14 protein-coding genes and 1 tRNA gene are annotated in these 17,726 nt (G+C 71.0%); 8 read left to right on the top strand and 7 right to left on the bottom strand.

The features are described 5' to 3' along the window. Nucleotides 1-215 precede the first annotated feature (215 nt). Together IE107_RS27210 and IE107_RS27205 are read left to right on the top strand one after the other, a co-directional pair. Nucleotides 216-1,595, top strand: a complete 1,380-nt coding sequence (locus IE107_RS27210) for an NAD(P)/FAD-dependent oxidoreductase (protein WP_189546984.1) — start codon at nt 216-218, stop codon at nt 1,593-1,595. 322 nt (nt 1,596-1,917) lie between these two features. Further along, the gene (locus IE107_RS27205; protein WP_189546983.1) at nt 1,918-3,222 is read left to right on the top strand and encodes a class I SAM-dependent methyltransferase; all 1,305 of its coding nucleotides are present in this window, start codon (nt 1,918-1,920) and stop codon (nt 3,220-3,222) included. Nucleotides 3,223-3,318: 96 nt separating this feature from the next. On the opposite strand, the gene IE107_RS27200 is transcribed toward IE107_RS27205, so the two are convergent. Together IE107_RS27200 and IE107_RS27195 are read right to left on the bottom strand one after the other, a co-directional pair. Beyond that, nucleotides 3,319-5,847 (bottom strand): ABC transporter permease, encoded by a 2,529-nt coding sequence (locus IE107_RS27200; RefSeq protein ID WP_189546982.1) that lies wholly within the window; start codon nt 5,845-5,847, stop codon nt 3,319-3,321. A gap of 58 nt (nt 5,848-5,905) precedes the next feature. Further along, nucleotides 5,906-6,676, bottom strand: a complete 771-nt coding sequence (locus IE107_RS27195) for an ABC transporter ATP-binding protein (protein ID WP_189546981.1) — start codon at nt 6,674-6,676, stop codon at nt 5,906-5,908. 480 nt (nt 6,677-7,156) lie between these two features. Between IE107_RS27195 and IE107_RS27190 the strand changes: the two genes are divergently transcribed. From IE107_RS27190 to IE107_RS27180, 3 genes are all read left to right on the top strand, one after another. Continuing rightward, nucleotides 7,157-7,242: transfer RNA gene (locus tag IE107_RS27190), tRNA-Leu, on the top strand. A 338-nt stretch (nt 7,243-7,580) separates the two neighbouring features. Next, nucleotides 7,581-8,468 carry a Bax inhibitor-1/YccA family protein gene (locus IE107_RS27185; RefSeq protein WP_189546980.1) on the top strand — a complete coding sequence of 296 codons (888 nt, stop codon included), beginning with the start codon at nt 7,581-7,583 and terminating at the stop codon, nt 8,466-8,468. 227 nt (nt 8,469-8,695) lie between these two features. Beyond that, nucleotides 8,696-9,013 carry a hypothetical protein gene (locus tag IE107_RS27180; RefSeq protein WP_189546979.1) on the top strand — a complete coding sequence of 106 codons (318 nt, stop codon included), beginning with the start codon at nt 8,696-8,698 and terminating at the stop codon, nt 9,011-9,013. A gap of 74 nt (nt 9,014-9,087) precedes the next feature. Here the strand turns inward: IE107_RS27180 and IE107_RS27175 are convergent, their stop codons facing one another. The 3 genes from IE107_RS27175 to IE107_RS27165 form a co-directional block, all read right to left on the bottom strand. Then, the gene (locus IE107_RS27175; protein WP_189546978.1) at nt 9,088-9,939 is read right to left on the bottom strand and encodes a hypothetical protein; all 852 of its coding nucleotides are present in this window, start codon (nt 9,937-9,939) and stop codon (nt 9,088-9,090) included. 323 nt (nt 9,940-10,262) lie between these two features. Continuing rightward, nucleotides 10,263-11,483, bottom strand: coding sequence for an acetyl-CoA C-acetyltransferase (locus IE107_RS27170; protein WP_189546977.1), 1,221 nt, complete (start codon nt 11,481-11,483; stop codon nt 10,263-10,265). Between the two features lie 130 nt (nt 11,484-11,613). Then, nucleotides 11,614-12,702 (bottom strand): SGNH/GDSL hydrolase family protein, encoded by a 1,089-nt coding sequence (locus IE107_RS27165; RefSeq protein ID WP_189547020.1) that lies wholly within the window; start codon nt 12,700-12,702, stop codon nt 11,614-11,616. A 155-nt stretch (nt 12,703-12,857) separates the two neighbouring features. Here IE107_RS27165 and IE107_RS27160 point away from each other — a divergent pair, with 155 nt between their 5' ends. Beyond that, entirely contained in the window at nt 12,858-14,264 is a 1,407-nt protein-coding gene (locus IE107_RS27160; RefSeq protein ID WP_189546976.1) for a cystathionine beta-synthase, read from the top strand. 443 nt (nt 14,265-14,707) lie between these two features. Here the strand turns inward: IE107_RS27160 and IE107_RS27155 are convergent, their stop codons facing one another. Continuing rightward, on the bottom strand, nt 14,708-15,121 hold the full coding sequence (locus IE107_RS27155; RefSeq protein ID WP_189546975.1) for a hypothetical protein: 414 nt from the start codon (nt 15,119-15,121) through the stop codon (nt 14,708-14,710). A 219-nt stretch (nt 15,122-15,340) separates the two neighbouring features. Between IE107_RS27155 and IE107_RS27150 the strand changes: the two genes are divergently transcribed. Together IE107_RS27150 and IE107_RS27145 are read left to right on the top strand one after the other, a co-directional pair. Then, nucleotides 15,341-16,186 carry a MurR/RpiR family transcriptional regulator gene (locus IE107_RS27150; protein ID WP_189546974.1) on the top strand — a complete coding sequence of 282 codons (846 nt, stop codon included), beginning with the start codon at nt 15,341-15,343 and terminating at the stop codon, nt 16,184-16,186. A gap of 176 nt (nt 16,187-16,362) precedes the next feature. Then, a complete protein-coding gene (locus IE107_RS27145) occupies nt 16,363-16,899 on the top strand; it encodes a hypothetical protein (protein ID WP_189546973.1) in 537 nt (178 codons plus the stop codon). Between the two features lie 23 nt (nt 16,900-16,922). On the opposite strand, the gene IE107_RS27140 is transcribed toward IE107_RS27145, so the two are convergent. Continuing rightward, a complete protein-coding gene (locus IE107_RS27140) occupies nt 16,923-17,411 on the bottom strand; it encodes a roadblock/LC7 domain-containing protein (protein WP_189547019.1) in 489 nt (162 codons plus the stop codon). Between the last annotated feature and the right edge of the window lie 315 nt (nt 17,412-17,726).

Below are 17,726 nucleotides of genomic sequence, written 5' to 3'. Positions count from 1 at the left end.
CGTGTTGCCGGTGGGTGAACCGGAGCGGTGGTCCGCGCTGTCAGGAGGGCCAACGGCCAGCTCACAAGCGGTGAACAACGTTCGCCGTCACAGTGTGGTTCCCCTGCGCCACCATGACCTCGGTCACGTGGGCGGCGAAGTGTAGCAGAAGGTCGTTCATACCTTGTGAAGGGGCTCACGAGCATGCCCTCGGAGGGGGGTGGATACTCGATGGCATGAGCACCACGGAGCGTCCCAGGATCCTCGTAGTAGGCGGTGGGTACGTAGGCCTGTACGCAGCTCGACGCATTCTCAAGAAGATGCGCTACGGCGAAGCGACCGTCACGGTCGTCGACCCGCGCTCGTACATGACGTACCAGCCCTTCCTCCCCGAAGCTGCTGCCGGCAGCATCTCGCCTCGGCATGTCGTCGTCCCGCTGCGACGCGTACTGCCGAAGGCCGAGGTGCTCACCGGCCGTGTCACCACCATCGATCAGGACCGCAAGGTCGCCACGGTCGCGCCGCTGGTCGGCGAGGCCTACGAGCTGCCCTTCGACTACCTGGTCATCGCGATGGGCGCGGTCTCCCGCACCTTCCCGATCCCCGGCCTCGCCGAGCAGGGCATCGGCATGAAGGGGATCGAGGAGGCCATCGGCCTGCGCAACCACGTTCTCGAGCAGCTGGACAAGGCCGACTCGACGACCGACGAGGACGTCCGCCGCAAGGCGCTGACGTTCGTCTTCGTGGGCGGCGGCTTCGCCGGTGCGGAGACCATCGGCGAGGTCGAGGACATGGCCCGCGACGCGGCGAAGTACTACACGAGCGTGAAGCGCGAGGACATGCGCTTCATCCTCGTCGACGCCGCCGACAAGATCCTTCCCGAGGTCGGCCCGAAGCTGGGCACCTGGGGCCGGGAGCACCTGGAGTCCCGTGGTGTCGAGGTCTTCCTCTCGACCTCCATGGACTCCTGCGTCGACGGTCATGTCGTCCTGAAGAACGGTCTTGAGGTCGACTCCAACACCATTGTGTGGACGGCTGGCGTGAAGCCGAACCCGGCGCTGGCCCGCTTCGGCCTGCCGCTCGGTCCGCGCGGTCACGTGGACACCTCCGAGAAGCTCCAGGTGCAGGGCACCGACTACATCTGGGCCGCGGGCGACAACGCCCAGGTTCCGGACATGGTCGGCCGCAGGGCCGGCAACCCGAACGCCTGGTGCCCGCCCAACGCCCAGCACGCGCTGCGACAGGCGAAGGTCCTCGGCGACAACGTCATCTCCGGGATGCGGGGCTTCCCGCAGAAGGAGTACAGCCACGCCAACAAGGGTGCCGTCGCCGGTCTGGGGCTGCACAAGGGCGTCGCGATGATCGTCATGGGCAAGATGAAGATCAAGCTCAAGGGGCGCCTCGCCTGGTACATGCACCGTGGCTACCACGGCATGGCGATGCCGACCTGGAACCGCAAGATCCGGATCTTCGCCGACTGGACCCTTGCCATGTTCCTCAAGCGCGAGGTCGTCTCGCTCGGCGCCATGGAGACGCCGCGCGAGGAGTTCTACGAGGCCGCCAAGCCGGCGCCGGCCGCCGCCAAGGCCGAGGGCGAGAAGGCCAACGCCTCCTAGTCCGACCGCGGGCCCACTCGCCCGCGCGGTACACGCACAACGCCCGAAGGGGTCGTCCGCCATCCGTGGTGCGGGCGGCCCCTTCGGCGTACCCGGCCTCGCCCGACGGGGTGTCGTACGGCGTGCCGCGGGCCGCCGCGGCGGCGGATGCGTGTGGTGTGCAACTGTTTTGCCCTTCCATTGCGCTGTAGCGGGATGGCGGGCGCTGCGCAGACTGTTGACGGGTACGTACCTCGTCGCGGCGCACGGGTGCCCGGCGTGGTTGCAGTCCTGTCCGACCATGTTTGGGCACATTGGGAACACCATCACGGAGGTGTGCGCCATGGCTGACGCCGCGTCGCGGCTGACCTGTCTCGCCGAGGAGTTGCTGGGAGAAAAGCTGCCGGTCCGTATCCGGGCCTGGGACGGCAGCGAATCCGGACCGCCCGGTGCCCCCGTACTCGTGATCCGGAACCGTCGCGCGTTGCGCCGGCTGCTCTGGAAGCCGGGAGAACTGGGCCTGGCCCGTGCCTGGGTGGCGGGCGAGCTCGACATCGAGGGCGATCTCTACGAGGCCCTGGACCTGATGGCCGGGCTGATCTGGGAGCGCGGGGCCGTCGCCGAGGGCGGCGTCCACCCGGTCCGCGACCCCAGGGTGCGGGCCTTCGCCAAGGGGCTGCTGCGACTGGCCGGCCCCTGGCCCCCGCCCCCCGCGCCGCCCGAGGAGGTACGCCGCCGCTCCGGCACCCTCCACACCAAGCGCCGCGACAAGGAGGCCATCAGCCACCACTACGACGTGGGCAACGACTTCTACGAACTGGTCCTCGGCCCGTCCATGGTCTACTCCTGCGCCTACTGGGAGGACGGCGGAAGCCTTGAGGAAGCCCAGCGCGACAAGCTCGACCTGGTCTGCCGCAAGCTCGCGCTGAAGGAGGGCGACCGCCTCCTCGACGTCGGCTGCGGCTGGGGCTCCATGGCCATCCACGCCGCCCGCGAGTACGGCGCCCGGGTCACCGGAGTCACCCTCTCCGTCGAACAGGCCGCCTTCGCCCGGAAACGCATCGCACAGGAGGGCCTGGCCGACCGGATCGATGTCCGGGTCCAGGACTACCGGGACGTCAGGGACGGCCCGTACGACGCCATCTCGTCCATCGGGATGGCGGAACACGTCGGCTCGGCCCGCTTCCGCGAGTACGCCGACGACCTCTACGCGCTCCTCAGGCCCGGCGGCCGGCTGCTCAACCACCAGATCGCCCGCCGCCCCGAGAAGGACGAGTCCGCGTACCACGTGGACGACTTCATCGATGCCTACGTCTTCCCGGACGGTGAACTGGCCCCGGTGGGCCGGACCATGGCCACCCTCGAAGAGGCCGGCTTCGAGGCCCGCGACGTCGAATCGATCCGCGAGCACTACGCGCTGACGCTGCGCCGCTGGGTCGCCAACCTGGAGAAGCAGTGGGACCGCGCGGTCCGGATGACCTCGGCCGGACGGGCCAGGGTCTGGCGGCTCTACATGGCCGCCTCCGCGCTCTCCTTCGAGCACAACAAGATCGGCGTCAACCAGATCCTCGTGGTGCGTCCGGCGGAGGGCGGGGCTTCCCGCATGCCGCTGCGGACCCGTAACTGGACGGCGTCCGCGACCGGCTGACAGGAATACGGAACGAGGGCCGGTACGCGCAGCTCGTCGGCTGCGTGCACCGGCCCTCGGGCGTGTCCGGCGGGACCCGGGGTCCCGCCGGGTCCGCTATTCGGTCTTGATCGCCGTCAGCATGTTCAGCTTCGCGGCGCTGCGGGCCGGCCAGAGCGCGGCCAGCACACCCACGATCCCCGCCAGCACCAGGAAGACCGCGATCCGGTCCCACGGGATGACCAGTACGTAGTTCGGGATCTCCGACGACAGGGTCTGCCCGATCGCCCAGCCGAGGAACATGCCGAGTGCGACACCGACCACCGCGCCGAAGAGCGAGATGACCACGGCCTCCAGCCGGATCATGCGCTTCACCCGGCGCCGGTCCAGGCCGATCGCCCGCAGCATGCCGATCTCCTGCTGGCGCTCGAAGACCGACATCGCCAGGGTGTTGACGACCCCGAGCACCGCGATGATCAGAGCCATCGCCAGCAGCCCGTACATGATGTTCATCGCGAGGTTGACCGAGCCGCCGAACATGTCACGGATGTCCTGACGGTCCATGATGCTCATCGCCGGGTTGTCGCCCAGCGCATCCACCAGGGCCTGCTCGTTGGCCTTGGTCGCGCCGCCGTCCATCTTCAGCCAGACCTCCCGGATGTCCGCCAGGCTTCCGTGCTGATCGGCGATGTTCTTCGGCATGAGGACCGATGAGAGGAACTCGTTGTCCTCGAAGACCGCTCCGACCTTCAGTTCGCCGTTCTTGTCGTCGTCGAACTGCACCCGGAGGGTGTCGCCGGTCTTCCAGCCGTTGGACTTCGCCGTCTTCTCGGCGACGGCGATCTCGCCCTTGCCGAGCGAGTCGAGCGAGCCGGAGAGGGTCGTGATCGCGAAGATCTTCTGCACCTCGCCGGGGGTGACGGCGGACGCGGAGTGGTACTCGTCCTTGACCCGCAGCGAGGTGGCCTGCTGGGGCGAGACCGCCGAGACCCCGTCGGCCTTCTCCAGGGCGGCGAGCGCCGACTTGTCGAGCGGGTCGCCGCTCGCCATCGTCACCATGTAGTCGGCCTTGATGTTGTCCGTGGTCATCCGGTCGACCGCCTGGCCGAGGGTGACGCCGAGGACCGAGATGCCGGTGACCAGGGTGAGGCCGATCGCCAGTGCGGAGGCGGTGGCGCCGGTACGGCGCGGGTTGCGGACCGCGTTCTGCGCGGCCAGCTTGCCGGAGACCCCGAACAGCCGCTTCAGCAGCGGGCGGACCAGTGCGATCACCGGCCGCGACAGCAGCGGGATCAGCACGATGACACCGACCAGCGCGAGGAAGGCACCCGCGGCGATGACGGTCCGGCCGGACGATCCGCCCCGGGACGCGCCCGCCACGATGCCCGCCGCGCCCAGCAGGGTGAGCACCGCGCCGATCGAGTTGCGCAGCACCAGGGACTTGACGGTGGCCGTCGCGTGCACGCTGCTCATCGCCGCGACCGGCGGGATCTTGGCGGCCCGGCGGGCGGGCAGCCAGGCGGCCAGCACGGTGATCAGGACGCCGACGGCGAACGCGGCGACGACCGCGGTGGGCGAGACGACCAGCGGTCCGGCCGGGATCTTCCCGCCGAGCAGGCTCATCGCGGAGCGCAGTCCGACGGCGAGACCGAGACCGATGGCGAAGCCGACGACCGAGGCGATCAGACCGACGACGGCCGCTTCGATGAGCACCGAGCGCTTGACCTGGCGGCGGGAGGCGCCGACGGCGCGCATCAGTGCCAGCTCCTTGGTGCGCTGGGCCACCAGCATGGTGAAGGTGTTGGCGATCAGGAAGACACCGACGAACAGGGCGATGCCGGCGAAGGCGAGCAGCATCGTGCTGAGACCGCTCAGACCGGACTCGATCTGCTCGGCCTGCTCGTCCGCGAGCGCCTGGCCGGTCTTGGCATCGGCGCCCTTGGGCAGCAGCGGCTTCACTTCGGCCAGCAGCTTCTCGGCGGAGACACCGGGCGCGGCGGACACATTGGCGTCCTGGAACACACCGGGCCGGAGGTAGAGCTTCTGGGCGACCTCGGCGTCGAAGAGGACCAGGCTGCCGCCCGCGTTGACCGCGCCGTCCTCGGTGGTGAAGACACCGGAGAGGGTGTACTCCTTCACCGGCCCGTTCGTGGCGACCCGGACCCGGTCGCCGACCTGGTACTCGCCCCGCTTCGCGGTCTCCTTGTCGAGCGCGATCCGGTCGGCCGCGACCGGGCCCGTACCGTCGACGAAGGTGTACGCGGAGTCCTTGCCGTTCTTGCCGGGGGAATAGTTCCCGCCGGTGTTCGACCAGCCGTTGCCGATCAGCTTGCCGTCGGGGTCGGCGACCCCGGCGAAGCCGGAGACCCGGCCGGTGGCGGTGTCGACGCCGTCCAGGCCCTGGATCTTCTTCAGGGTGGCGGCGGTGATGCCGGGCGTCTTCTCGTCGCGCTGGTCGGCGTAGGTGGTGACGGCGACGGCGACGTCGTCGTAGCTCTTCGCCGACTGGTTGCGCAGGGCGTTGCCGAGGGTGTCGGTGAAGACCAGCGTGCCGGAGACGAAGGCCACGCCGAGCATCACGGCGAGGACGGTCATCAGCAGCCTGGCCTTGTGCGCGAGCACATTGCGCAGGGCGGTACGGAACATGTCTGTCAGTCCTGGGATGGGGAGGGGTTCCGGGAAGGGGCGCGGGGAAGGGCGGGCTTCAGCTGGTGCGGCCCTTGGCGTCGAACGCCTTCATCCGGTCGAGGACCCCGTCCGCGGTCGGGTCCAGCATCTGGTCTACGATCCGGCCGTCCGCGAGGAAGATCACCCGGTCCGCGTAGGAGGCGGCCGCCGGGTCGTGAGTCACCATCACCACGGTCTGGCCCAGCTCGCGCACCGAGTTGCGCAGGAAGCCGAGGACCTCCGCGCCCGAGCGCGAGTCCAGGTTCCCGGTCGGCTCGTCACCGAAGATGATCTCCGGCTGCGAGGCCAGGGCGCGGGCCACCGCGACGCGCTGCTGCTGGCCGCCGGAGAGCTCGGTCGGCCGGTGGTTCAGCCGGTCGGCGAGGCCGACCATGTCGATGACCCGGCGCACCCACTCGGCGTCGGGCTTGCGGCCCGCGATGTCCATGGGGAGCGTGATGTTCTCCTGCGCCGTCAGCGTCGGGAGCAGGTTGAACGCCTGGAAGATGAAGCCGATCTTGTCCCGGCGGAGCTGGGTGAGCTGCTTGTCCTTGAGGGAGCCCAGCTCCGTGTCGCCGATCCGTACCGAACCGCTGCTGAAGCTGTCGAGGCCGGCCACGCAGTGCATCAGCGTGGACTTGCCGGAGCCGGACGGGCCCATGATCGCGGTGAACTCGCCCCGGGGGAAGTCCACGGTGACCCGGTCCAGGGCGGTCACCCTGGTCTCGCCCTCTCCGTAGACCTTCGACAGATCCGTGGCGCGGGCGGCCACCGTGGTGACGCTGGGTGCGGTGGAAGTGGTGGTCACGGGATTCTCCTGTTTCGGGGCTCCGGCCGAGGGCTCGTCCGGGTGTTGTTCGGAACCCTTCAATCCTCACCGCCGTTGCGCCGCCGGTCGTCAGTCCGCGTGCCCGTTCCTGGGACAGTCTTGAGTCGCACCGGGAGGGCCCCACGTCCTCCTTCGGTATGACACCGACCCTGAGACGTCCGTCCGGAGGCCACCGTCCGGCCGGGTGCTGTGCGGCCCCTGCCCGCGGTCCGCCGGCGCCCCGCGGCGTCCGCCTGCGCGCGCCTGGTGAATGCGCCGTCCGAGTGCGGCGACTTTACGTCAATCCGGATTACCGGCCGCCGTGACCCCATACCCCGCCCAGGCATGTGACGATGCCCTCGCGCGAGTGCTGACGACCCCTCAAGCGGTCAATAAAATAAGACAACATCGCGCTACTGATCCGCTGTTCGGGGGAAGTCCCCGGATAGGGTCATGTGCCAACGCGGAGCCGCGCGCACGGCCTGGATGGTGGAATGCAGACACGGCGAGCTTAAACCTCGCTGCCCCTCGGGGGCGTACCGGTTCGAGTCCGGTTCCAGGCACCACTACTCACTTGGCGGCCGGGCCGGCGAAGCGCCCCGGACCGCGGCCGTCACCGGCGCGGCGGGCCGCTCGCGGCGTATGCCCCATCACCTCAGCGGTCCCTCCCGTCGTCCGAGCGCGATGTCGGCGTACCGGTCGGTCGGCACGTTACTGGAACGCGGGCCCGGACGGTATGGGGCGAGCGGGTTTTCCGTGCCGGGCCGGTCGGCCGAGTGGCCGACGGGCGGGTGTCGCGGGAGGAGAGGCTTCCGCAAAGATCCTCCCCAAGCACTAGTCTGATTCTTTTGCCTACCCATTACTCTTGTGGGAAGGCCACGCAGGGTGGCCATGGAGGAGTGAGATGAGGAGCAGCAACCCGGTCTTCTCGCGACGGGGCTTCAGCCGCGACAACGGATACGCGGGCTTCAACGCGGCGCCGCAGGCCGGGGCCCCCGCAGCGGCCGCCAACCCGTACGCGCAGGGCACCGCCGCCAACCCGTACGCCACCAACCCCTACGCCCAGCCGGACGCCCAGTACGGCGCCCCGCAGGCACCCGCGCGCACCGGCGCGATGACGATCGACGACGTCGTCGCGCGCACGGCGATCACGCTGGGCACCGTGGTGCTCGGCGCCGTGCTCGCCTGGGCGCTGCTGCCGGTCGACGAGGCGAACCTCGGCAAGTCGTACGGCATCGCGATCGGCGCCGCCCTGGTGGCGTTCGTCCTGTCGCTCGTCCAGTCCTTCAAGCGCAAGCCGGTGCCGGCGCTGATCGTCGCGTACGCGGCCTTCGAGGGCGTCTTCCTCGGAGTCATCTCCAGCGCGGTCAGCACGTACATCGGACCGGGCGTCGTGATGCAGGCGGTGATGGGCACCATGTGTGTCTTCGCCGGTGTGCTGCTCGCGTACAAGATGCGCTGGATCCGTGTCACCCGCCGCTTCTACGGCTTCGTGATGGCCGCCGCCATCGGCTTCATGCTCCTGATGGTGGTCAACCTGCTGTTCGCCGTCTTCGGCGGCGGTGACGGCCTGGGCTTCCGCAGCGGCGGCCTCGGCATCCTCTTCGGCGTCATCGGGATCGTCCTCGGCGCGTGCTTCCTGGCCCTGGACTTCAAGCAGGTCGAGGACGGCATCTCCTTCGGCGCCCCCCGCGAGGAGTCCTGGCTGGCGGCCTTCGGCCTCACCATGACCCTGGTGTGGATCTACCTGGAGATGCTGCGTCTGCTCTCCATCCTCAGCGGCGACGACTGATCAGCCCGCACCCGCACGACGGGAACGGCCCGCAGGCACCGCCTGCGGGCCGTTCCCCGTTTTCACGCCCGTCGCCGCAGCGGCTGCTTGCGGGCGGCCCTCCCGGAGCCGTACTCGCCGACAAGTGCCTCCGTGCGGGTGCGCGTTTCCGGCCCCTGACGGGCCGGCACCGCGGCAGGGCGCCGGCCCGTTGGAAACCGTCCCGGCGGGGCGCGTAGGGTCGCGGAGTGCTCGATACGACCCCGCTGATCACCGCCGTGGACCGATTCGCCGACCGGCTGCGCGCCGCCCCGCAGAGCCGTCTCCAGCGCGGTGCCGCCGCCGAAGGACTCGCCACGGCGCGGGAACTCGCGCTGCGCGCCCAGCGGATCGAGGAGCCGGGCCGGGAGCCGCGTCTCATGCCGGACGCCGGGATCTTCTCGATCGGTGACCAACTGACCGTGGCGGGGCGCGATCTGGCGGTGGCACTGGAAACGGCCCCGTCGAAGGAGCTCGACGAGGCCGTGCAATTCGTGGACGAGGCAGCCGCGCGCGCCTTCGCGTAGCGGCGGCCGGCCGTGCGGCGGACCGGCCCGGGGGCGGCGGCCGGCGAGAGCCGCTGTGCCCGGATGCCGCGGTGTCAGAACGAGGCGATGACGCGGTCGGCGAGGATGTAGACGTTCTCCAAGCCGCAGGAGAAGGTCAGGGCGTACGCGCCGGAGACACCGGAGCCGCCCAGCAGCACCGGGTGCTCACCGGCGCGCAGCGAGTCGGCCAGACGCTCGGCCGTCTCGCGGTGGCCGGGGGTCATGCAGAGCGTGGTGCCGTCGGCGAAGACATAGACGTCGAGCGTGCCGAGCGGGCCGGGGCGCACATCGGCGAGTTCCGTACGGCTGTCGGCGAGCTCTTCGAGACGGCTCACGGTGCGCTCGTGGTCGGTGACGACCGGGGTCTGCACCGGTACGAAGTCGGGGTGCGAGGGGTGCCGGCGGCGGGCGGCGGCCAGCTCGGGGGAGTCCTCGGCGAACTCCACCGTCCCGGGCAGCTCGGTCACGTCGGCCAGCTCCGCCAGCTCGTCGAGGGCTTCGCCGGCGTCGAGGTCCATCGCGTCCAGGCCCACGAAGTCGGCCTGGCGGGGCATGAAGAGCGGGGCGTCCTCGCCCGCACCGGTCAGGCCGCCCAGCAGGGACGGGGCGTCGGTGGCATCGCGTGCCTCCTGCGTCGCCCAGAAGGCACGGGCCTCGGCGAGCTCGCGCTCGCGCTCCTCGGCGAGCGCCTCGGCGACGGCCGCGCGTATCTCGGCGACGGGGGTGACGGTGCCGCGGCTCTGCGGGGGCACGGCGACGCCGCGCGCATGGGCCTCGGCGAGCTCGGTACGAAGGGCCGTGACCTGCTTGCGCAGCCCGTGAGCAGCGTGCAGAGCAGCAGCGCCCACGGCCGTGGCGGCGGCGGTGGTCAGCAACAGGGCAAGAGACATGGCGCTCACTGACATACTCCCGGTTTCAATCGATCCCCCGACTTCCTACATCAGCTTGTCTCCTACCTGTGCTCCGTGTCAGTGCATTACGTCACGAATTGGACAGGTCTTTGGGCCTGGGGTTTAACCCTGATGTGGGTGTGACCTGCGAGAATGACTCTCCCCCAGGAGATAGGTCACATCCTGGGGGAGATTCGGTCACGGTCGGGGCTCGGAACCGGCCACCGCGCCGGGTGTGCTCAGCTCAGCCGCTCGGGCTCGTGGTCGCGTCCGCTTCGCTTCCGCTGCGGGCAGGTGCCGCCTTCGTGCCTCAGCCGGCCCCTGCCCTCCGCTGCAGCTCAGCTCAGCCGCTCGATGACCATCGCCATGCCCTGGCCGCCGCCCACGCACATGGTCTCCAGGCCGAACTGCTTGTCGTGGAACTGCAGGCTGTTGATCAGCGTGCCGGTGATCCGGGCGCCCGTCATGCCGAAGGGGTGGCCGACGGCGATCGCCCCGCCGTTGACGTTGACCTTCTCCAGCGGCAGGCCGAGGTCGCGGTAGGAGGGGATCACCTGGGCGGCGAAGGCCTCGTTGATCTCGGCCAGGTCGATGTCGTCGATGGTCAGCCCGGCCCGCTTCAGTGCCTGCTTGCTGGCCTCCACCGGCCCGTACCCCATGATCTCGGGGGAGAGGGCGGAGACGCCGGTGGAGACGATCCGGGCCAGCGGGGTCAGGCCCAGCTCGCGGGCCTTGGTGTCGGACATGATCACGAGCGCGGCGGCACCGTCGTTGAGCGGGCAGCAGTTGCCCGCGGTGACCAGGCCGTCGGGGCGGAACACCGGCTTCAGGCCCTGGACGCCCTCCAGGGTGACGCCCGCGCGCGGGCCGTCGTCCTTGGTGACGACCGTGCCGTCGGGGGTGGTGACCGGGGTGATCTCGCGCTCCCAGAAGCCGTTCTTGAGGGCTTCCTCGGCGAGGTTCTGCGAGCGGACACCGAACTCGTCCATGTCCTGGCGGGTGACGCCCTTGAGCCGGGCCAGGTTCTCCGCGGTCTGCCCCATCGCGATGTACGCGTCCGGGACCAGGCCGTCCTCGCGCGGGTCGTGCCAGCCGTCGCCGCCCTGCTCGGCGCGGGCCGCGGTGCGGGCCTCGGCGTCGGCGAACAGCGGGTTGTGCGTGTCCGGCCAGTTGTCGGAGTTGCCCTTCGAGAAGCGGGACACCATCTCGACACCGGCCGAGACGAAGACGTCGCCCTCGCCGGCCTTGATGGCGTGCAGCGCCATCCGGCTGGTCTGCAGGGAGGAGGAGCAGTAGCGGGTGATCGTGCAGCCGGGGAGGTGGTCCATTCCCATCTGCACGGCGACGATGCGGCCCAGGTTGTTGCCCTGCTCGCCCCCGGGGAGGCCGCAGCCGAGCATCAGGTCGTCGATGTCCTTCGGGTCCAGCTCGGGCACCTTCGCCAGCGCGGTCCGGACGATCGTGGCGGTCAGGTCGTCCGCGCGCAGGTCCTTCAGCGAACCCTTGAAGGCCCGGCCGATGGGGGAACGGGCTGCAGAGACGATCACGGCTTCGGGCATCACGCGGCTCCATGAGGGCTGGAAGGCGGGTTCTGGCAGGTGCTGAATTGGAAGTTACCTGTACGTAGGCGCCGGGTCACCGGGCAGTGCATGTGACGCCGACCTCTTTTCTAAGCGACCGCTCAGTGGATCAATTGGCCGGGAGATTGCGCGGCTCCCCGTGCGACTCCCCTGTCTCTCCCGTCTCTGCTGCTCTCCCGGCCCCCCTTGTCTCTCCTGCCTCGCCGGTCTCCTCCTCGTGCAGCTCCGGCTGCGGGTGGGGCTCGGTGGTCGCGGGCAGGCGCCGCCGCCTGCGGTGCTTGAGGAGCGCCCAGGGTGCCCGAGCAGCCGTGACCTCCGTACCGGCCTCCCTGGCCGCCTGGGAGGCCGCCTTGGCCACCGGCAGCATGTCCTCGCGCCGGGCCCCGTCCAGCCGGTCGGACTCCGGCCACAGCCCCAGCACCGCGCAGAGCGTGGGCAGTACCGCCATCGCCGCCGTGGCGTACCCCTCCGCCGACGGGTGGTAGTTGTCCGGCCCGAACAGCTCCCGCGGGTTCGCCTCGAACTCCGGCCCGAGCAGATCGCCCAGCGACACCGTGCGCCCGCCCTGCTCCACCGAGCCGATCGTCTGGGCCGCCGCCAGCTGCCGGCTCACCCGCCGGGCCAGCCAGCGCAACGGCTGGTAGACCGGCTCGATCGTGCCCAGGTCCGGGCAGGTGCCGACCACGACCTCCGCGCCCGCCGTACGCAGCCTGCGTACGGCGGTGGCCAGACAGCGCACCGACTGGGTGGCCGGGATCCGGTGCGTCACATCGTTCGCGCCGATCATGATCACGCAGACGTCGGGCGTACGGGAGGTGTCGGCGAGCAGCAGCGAGACCTGCCGCTCCAGATCGTCCGACCGGGCACCCGGCTGCGCCACATTGCGCAGATCCACCGGCCGCTCGGAGACCGCCGCGAGCCCCGAGGCCAGCAGCGCCCCCGGGGTCTGCCCGGCCCTGTGCACCCCCTGCCCGGCCGCCGTCGAGTCGCCCAGCAACCCCAGCCGCAACGGCTCCGCGGGGCCGGTGAACGCCACCCCGTACCGCCCGTCCGCGCTCGGTGGAACCGGTGCGGTTCCGCCGCCCACCTGCCGTTTCGCCAGCTGGACCTCCGCCAGCAGTACGCCTACCGCCGCAGCGCCGAGCAATCCGACGCTGCCTCCGCCGTAGGCCGCGCCCGCTGCGATCCGCCGTGCCACCCTTGCTCTTGACACAGTCCGGTCCACCTCCTCGTTGCCGTACCGCCGTACATACAGCTAACTGCCCCGCAGTGGCCGTCGCTCAATCGCTTCGCCCAATCCCGTGCCCGTACGCATACCCTTGCCGCACCATCTCGGAGACCCCGGAGTACACGGTGCAATTCCACGATTCGATGATCAGTCTCGTAGGCAATACCCCGCTGGTGAGGCTGCGCAATGTGACGGCCGGCATCCAGGCGACGGTCCTGGCCAAGGTCGAGTACTTCAACCCCGGCGGTTCGGTCAAGGACCGGATCGCGCTGCGGATGATCGAGGCCGCCGAACAGAGCGGCGAACTCGAACCCGGCGGCACCATCGTCGAGCCGACCAGTGGCAACACCGGTGTCGGCCTGGCGATCGTCGCCCAGCAGAAGGGGTACAAGTGCATCTTCGTCTGTCCGGACAAGGTGTCCACGGACAAGATCAATGTGTTGCGCGCCTACGGTGCCGAGGTCGTCGTCTGCCCGACGGCCGTCGACCCCGAACACCCCGACTCGTACTACAACGTCTCCGACCGCCTGGTCCGCGAGACCCCCGGGGCCTGGAAGCCCGATCAGTACTCCAACCCCAACAACCCGCGTTCCCACTACGAGACCACCGGTCCCGAGCTGTGGGAGCAGACGGACGGGAAGATCACCCACTTCGTCGCGGGCGTCGGCACCGGCGGCACGATCAGCGGCACCGGCCGCTATCTGAAGGAGGTCAGCGGCGGCTCGGTGAAGGTGATCGGGGCCGACCCGGAGGGCTCGGTCTACTCCGGAGGCTCCGGGCGCCCGTACCTCGTGGAGGGCGTCGGCGAGGACTTCTGGCCGAGTGCCTACGACCGTACGGTCACGGACGAGATCGTCGCCGTGTCCGACAAGGACTCCTTCCAGATGACCCGCCGCCTCGCCAAGGAGGAGGGCCTGCTGGTCGGCGGCTCCTGCGGCATGGCGGTGGTCGGCGCCCTGGAGGTCGCCAAGCGCCTGGGCCCGGACGACGTGGTCGTCGTCCTGCTGCCCGACAGCGGGCGCGGCTACCTGAGCAAGATCTTCAACGACGAGTGGATGGCCGACTACGGCTTCCTGGAGGACACCGGCCCGTCCGCGCGCGTCGGTGACGTCCTCGGCCACAAGGACGGCCCGATCCCGACGCTCGTCCACATGCACCCCGAGGAGACCGTCGGCGAGGCGATCGACGTCCTGCGCGAGTACGGCGTCTCGCAGATGCCGATCGTGAAGCCGGGCGCCGGCCACCCGGACGTGATGGCCGCCGAGGTCATCGGTTCGGTGGTGGAGCGGGAGCTGCTGAACGCGCTGTTCGCCCAGCGCGCCTCGCTCTCCGACCCGCTGGAGAAGCACATGTCGCCCCCGCTGCCGCAGGTCGGCTCCGGCGAGCCGGTCGAGGACCTGATGGCGGTGCTCGGCGGCACGAACGCGGCGGACGCGGCGATCGTGCTGGTGGAGGGCAAGCCGAAGGGTGTGGTCAGCCGCCAGGACCTGCTGGCGTTCCTCGCCAAGGACGCGACGACCGGCAAGGCGTAGCGCCCGGCGCCCCGCGGGTCCGGCTTCGCGAAAACGGTACGAGCGCGACACGTTCACGCAGCACCGGCTTAACACGGGTCCGGCAGATTGGGGGGTGTCGGCAAGGAGACGCGCCGACACCCGATACGGCGACACGGACAACGGAGCGGCTCCCGGACCTCCATCGTCGCCAGGACGCGGTGACCGGCCCTGGCCCGGACCGTGTCCCTCGCGGGGACCGCCGTCGTCCCGCCCCCCGGTCGACCGGGGGAGCGGCGGTTCCCGCGACACCTCCGTGTCCGGGGCCCGCGGTCCGGCGCCCGCGGAGGTCTCAGCCGGCCGGCGCCGACGGTGCGGCTGTCCGGTCCCCGACTACGCGGTGTACGGGCCCGCCGCATCAATCTCCGCCGGCCGGTCGTGCTGCCCGCCCGCCGGCCGTGGTGCCGTGCGCCCCGGGGCCGGGCTCAGTCCTCCCAGTCGGAGTCCCCGTGCCCGGGGCGGCGCGAGAGCCACGGCCGGGCGGCGTGCACGGCGTTGACCGCGATGATCCCGAGCCAGGCGACGACCAGGCCCCCGGTGTGCGCGGTCGAGGCGCCGATCGCCGACAGCGGGATGGCCAGGATGAGCGAGATGATCCCGAAGCCGTAGCGCTCGCCGAAGTTCCCGAGCTGCTGCGTCGGGTGCGCACCCCGGGCGACGCTCACCTGCTGTTCGGCCAGATGGCGCCGGACGCGACGGTCGAGCGTGCTGTCGAGGCGCTGCTCGACCTTCTCCAGAAAAGACTCGACGAGCGCGGGCTCGTACTCCGAACCCAGCTCGCTACGGGCATGCAGGGCGGCATCGAGCTCGTTCCTGAGCTCGGGGTCACGGGTTTTCATATCCTTCACCGTACGAATCGCGGCCGCCGCGAGCAGTGGGGCTAACCCCCCTCTTTGGGACGGGGCGGCATGGGCGGCGGCGCGGGTGGGACCACCGGCCGCAGCCGCCCGCCGGCCCGGCTGCCTGCCCCGGCTGCATATGGACATGCAGACGCCTTGCTGGCTGAATGGATTTGTCGGCGCCGGATCATGGTGCGCCGGATCTACCGAGGGGACAGCATGAGCGGGAGCAGCCCGGCCGCGCGGTTGCAGCAGCTCTTCGAGGGGCGCCGGCTCACACCCACCCAGCGGCGCATCGCGCACTCGATGGTGCGCAGGGCGGGGGACGTCCCGTTCCTGTCGAGCGTGGAGCTGGCCGAGCTCGCCGGGGTCAGCCAGCCGTCCGTCACCCGCTTCGCCGTGGCGCTCGGCTTCGACGGCTATCCGGCGCTCCGCAAGCACCTGCGGGAGGTCGCTCCCGCCGAGGCCGGGCCGACGGGCGGGGGCGACGCGTACAACGAGTACCAGCAGGCGGTGCTCGGCGAGATCGAGAATCTGCGGCACCTGGCGGAGCTGCTCGCCGACCCCGGGCCGGTCGAGCGGGCGGGCAGGCTGCTGGCGGCCTCGCGGCCGCTGCCGGTGCTCGGGCTGCGGGCCGCCTCCTCGCAGGCGCGCGGCTTCGGGTACTTCGCGGCCAAGGTCCACCCCGATGTCCGGGTGCTCGACGAGGGCGGCAGCATGCTGCGCGACCGGATCGACGCCGCACGGCGGGCGGGTGCCTCCGCACTGATCTGCTTCGCGCTGCCCCGGCACCCGAAGGAGGTCGTGGACGCGCTCGCGTACGCGCAGGAGCAGGGGCTGGCCGTGGTGTCGGTGGCGGACTCCGCGTTCGCGCCCGTCGCCAAGTACAGCGATCTGCTCATCCCGGCCGCCGTCGGCACCGGGCTCGCCTTCGACACGGCGTGCGCGCCCATGCTGCTGGGCCGGGTGCTGCTGGAGGCGATGTGCGACGACCTGCCCGACGCGCAGGCGCGGCTGGAGGAGTTCGACGCGAGGGCGGCGGCGCGGGGCCTGTTCGTGGAGTGAGGCAGGCGGACCGTGCCCGGCGGGCCCCGGCGGTTCTCGGGCGGCGCTGCTGCCCGGACTTCGCCGATTCTCAGGCATCACTCATCTGCGGCTACTAATCTCCGGGCCGGAAAGACTCACGAGGAGCTGCGGAGAGGGGTACGGACGTGGGGCGCGGAGCGCAGTCGTTGGCCAGAGTGGCCGTGATCGTACGGGCCGGAGCCGCTCCGCTGTGGTGGCCGGGGCTGCTGGCCGCCGCGATCGGCGCGCTGGTGCCGGGGCTCACCGGGCGCCGGATCGGCCTGCTGTCCGGAGCCGCGCTGTTCCTGATCACCGCGGCTGTCGTGGCGCTCGTCCGGAGCCGGAGGTACGCGGAGCTGGCCGGGGGCGCCACGCGTGCCGGGCGGTCCGACTTCCTCCAGGACCGCGCCGTGACCGTACGCAACTGGCGGCGGGCGCACCGGTGGTGGCTGTTGGGGGCGTTCCTCGTGGCGGTGGCGAGTGCGTTCCTGCTGCCCGGGGCAGGCGGGATGGTGCTCGCCGGGGCGGGCGCCGGGCTCTGGATCAAGGCCGTCCGGATCGGGCGGCGCGAGGAGCGGGACGACGCCCTGTACTGGGTGCGGACCGACTGGGTGGAGCGCGGCCGGCCCGCGGGCAAGCGGGTCGGGGGATACCGGACGACCGGTCCGATGGCCGGTGACGCCGCGCCCGGCGGGGCGCGGCGCAGGCGCTGAGTCCGCCCGTCTGCCTCCGGCCGTCAGGGGCGGGGCGGCAGCGGGCCGGGCCGCGGGGGCTGATGCCCGGGGGAGGGGACCGAGGGCGCCGGACAGGCCGCATGGCGGGGTGCGGTGTCGACCGCATGGCGGGGCGCGGTGTCGAGCAGCTCGCCGATGCGGGCGGCGGCGCGGCGGCCCTCGGAGCGCAGGGTGTCGATGCCGATCCGGTCGTCGGCGAGCAGGGTGAGAACGGCCGAGTGGCCGGCGGCGTACGAGGCGATGTGGCCGGACTCGCCCTGCACGAGGAGTTCACCGAAGCCGCCCCGGCCGGTCGCCTCCGTCATCAGGGCCGCGACGCCGAGGGCCGTCGCGGTCAGCGCCGCGACCTGCTCGGGCTCCACGTCCGGGGTGTCATGGGCCAGGAGGAGTCCGTCGGTACCGGCGACCAGGGCGCCGGACAGGAGCGGGGTCCCTGTCCGTAATCGCTGGAGTTCGGCCAGGACGTCCCCGGCTCGGGCCTGGGGCGCCATCGGCTGTTTCGTCCCGGCGCGCAGTCTGAGTGCTCGGATCACAGGAGCCTCCCGATGTGTGGGCGAGCCGGTCGGGCGGAGCGGTCGAGGGTGCGCGGACGCCCCTCCCGGCCCGGCCCGGCTCTGCTGGGCGTGCGGTGTTCGGTGTGTCCACGAGGCTATGCAACGCACCTGCTCCCGGAAGGAGTTCGGGCACTTTCCGTCGGCACATGCCGGAGCGTACGGAGGTGCGCGGAGGGCGCGCGGCAGGAGTGCTCGCGTGACGTTGTGCGCGGGTGGGCGCGCGTCATTGCCCCCGTGCGACGGCGCAGGGCT

It is taken from the genome of Streptomyces gelaticus (assembly GCF_014649535.1).
GTDB lineage: Bacteria > Actinomycetota > Actinomycetes > Streptomycetales > Streptomycetaceae > Streptomyces > Streptomyces gelaticus.
Note: the sequence above shows the minus strand (reverse complement) of the source record. Positions and strands in the feature narration are given on the sequence as shown.

Coding starts and splice junctions, on each gene's coding strand:
- IE107_RS27210 (WP_189546984.1), top strand. CDS start 216: ATGAGCACCACGGAGCGTCCCAGGATCCTCGTAGTAGGCGGTGGGTAC.
- IE107_RS27205 (WP_189546983.1), top strand. CDS start 1,918: ATGGCTGACGCCGCGTCGCGGCTGACCTGTCTCGCCGAGGAGTTGCTG.
- IE107_RS27200 (WP_189546982.1), bottom strand. CDS start 5,847: ATGTTCCGTACCGCCCTGCGCAATGTGCTCGCGCACAAGGCCAGGCTG.
- IE107_RS27185 (WP_189546980.1), top strand. CDS start 7,581: ATGAGGAGCAGCAACCCGGTCTTCTCGCGACGGGGCTTCAGCCGCGAC.
- IE107_RS27175 (WP_189546978.1), bottom strand. CDS start 9,939: ATGTCAGTGAGCGCCATGTCTCTTGCCCTGTTGCTGACCACCGCCGCC.
- IE107_RS27170 (WP_189546977.1), bottom strand. CDS start 11,483: ATGCCCGAAGCCGTGATCGTCTCTGCAGCCCGTTCCCCCATCGGCCGG.
- IE107_RS27155 (WP_189546975.1), bottom strand. CDS start 15,121: ATGAAAACCCGTGACCCCGAGCTCAGGAACGAGCTCGATGCCGCCCTG.
- IE107_RS27150 (WP_189546974.1), top strand. CDS start 15,341: ATGAGCGGGAGCAGCCCGGCCGCGCGGTTGCAGCAGCTCTTCGAGGGG.
- IE107_RS27140 (WP_189547019.1), bottom strand. CDS start 17,411: ATGGCGCCCCAGGCCCGAGCCGGGGACGTCCTGGCCGAACTCCAGCGA.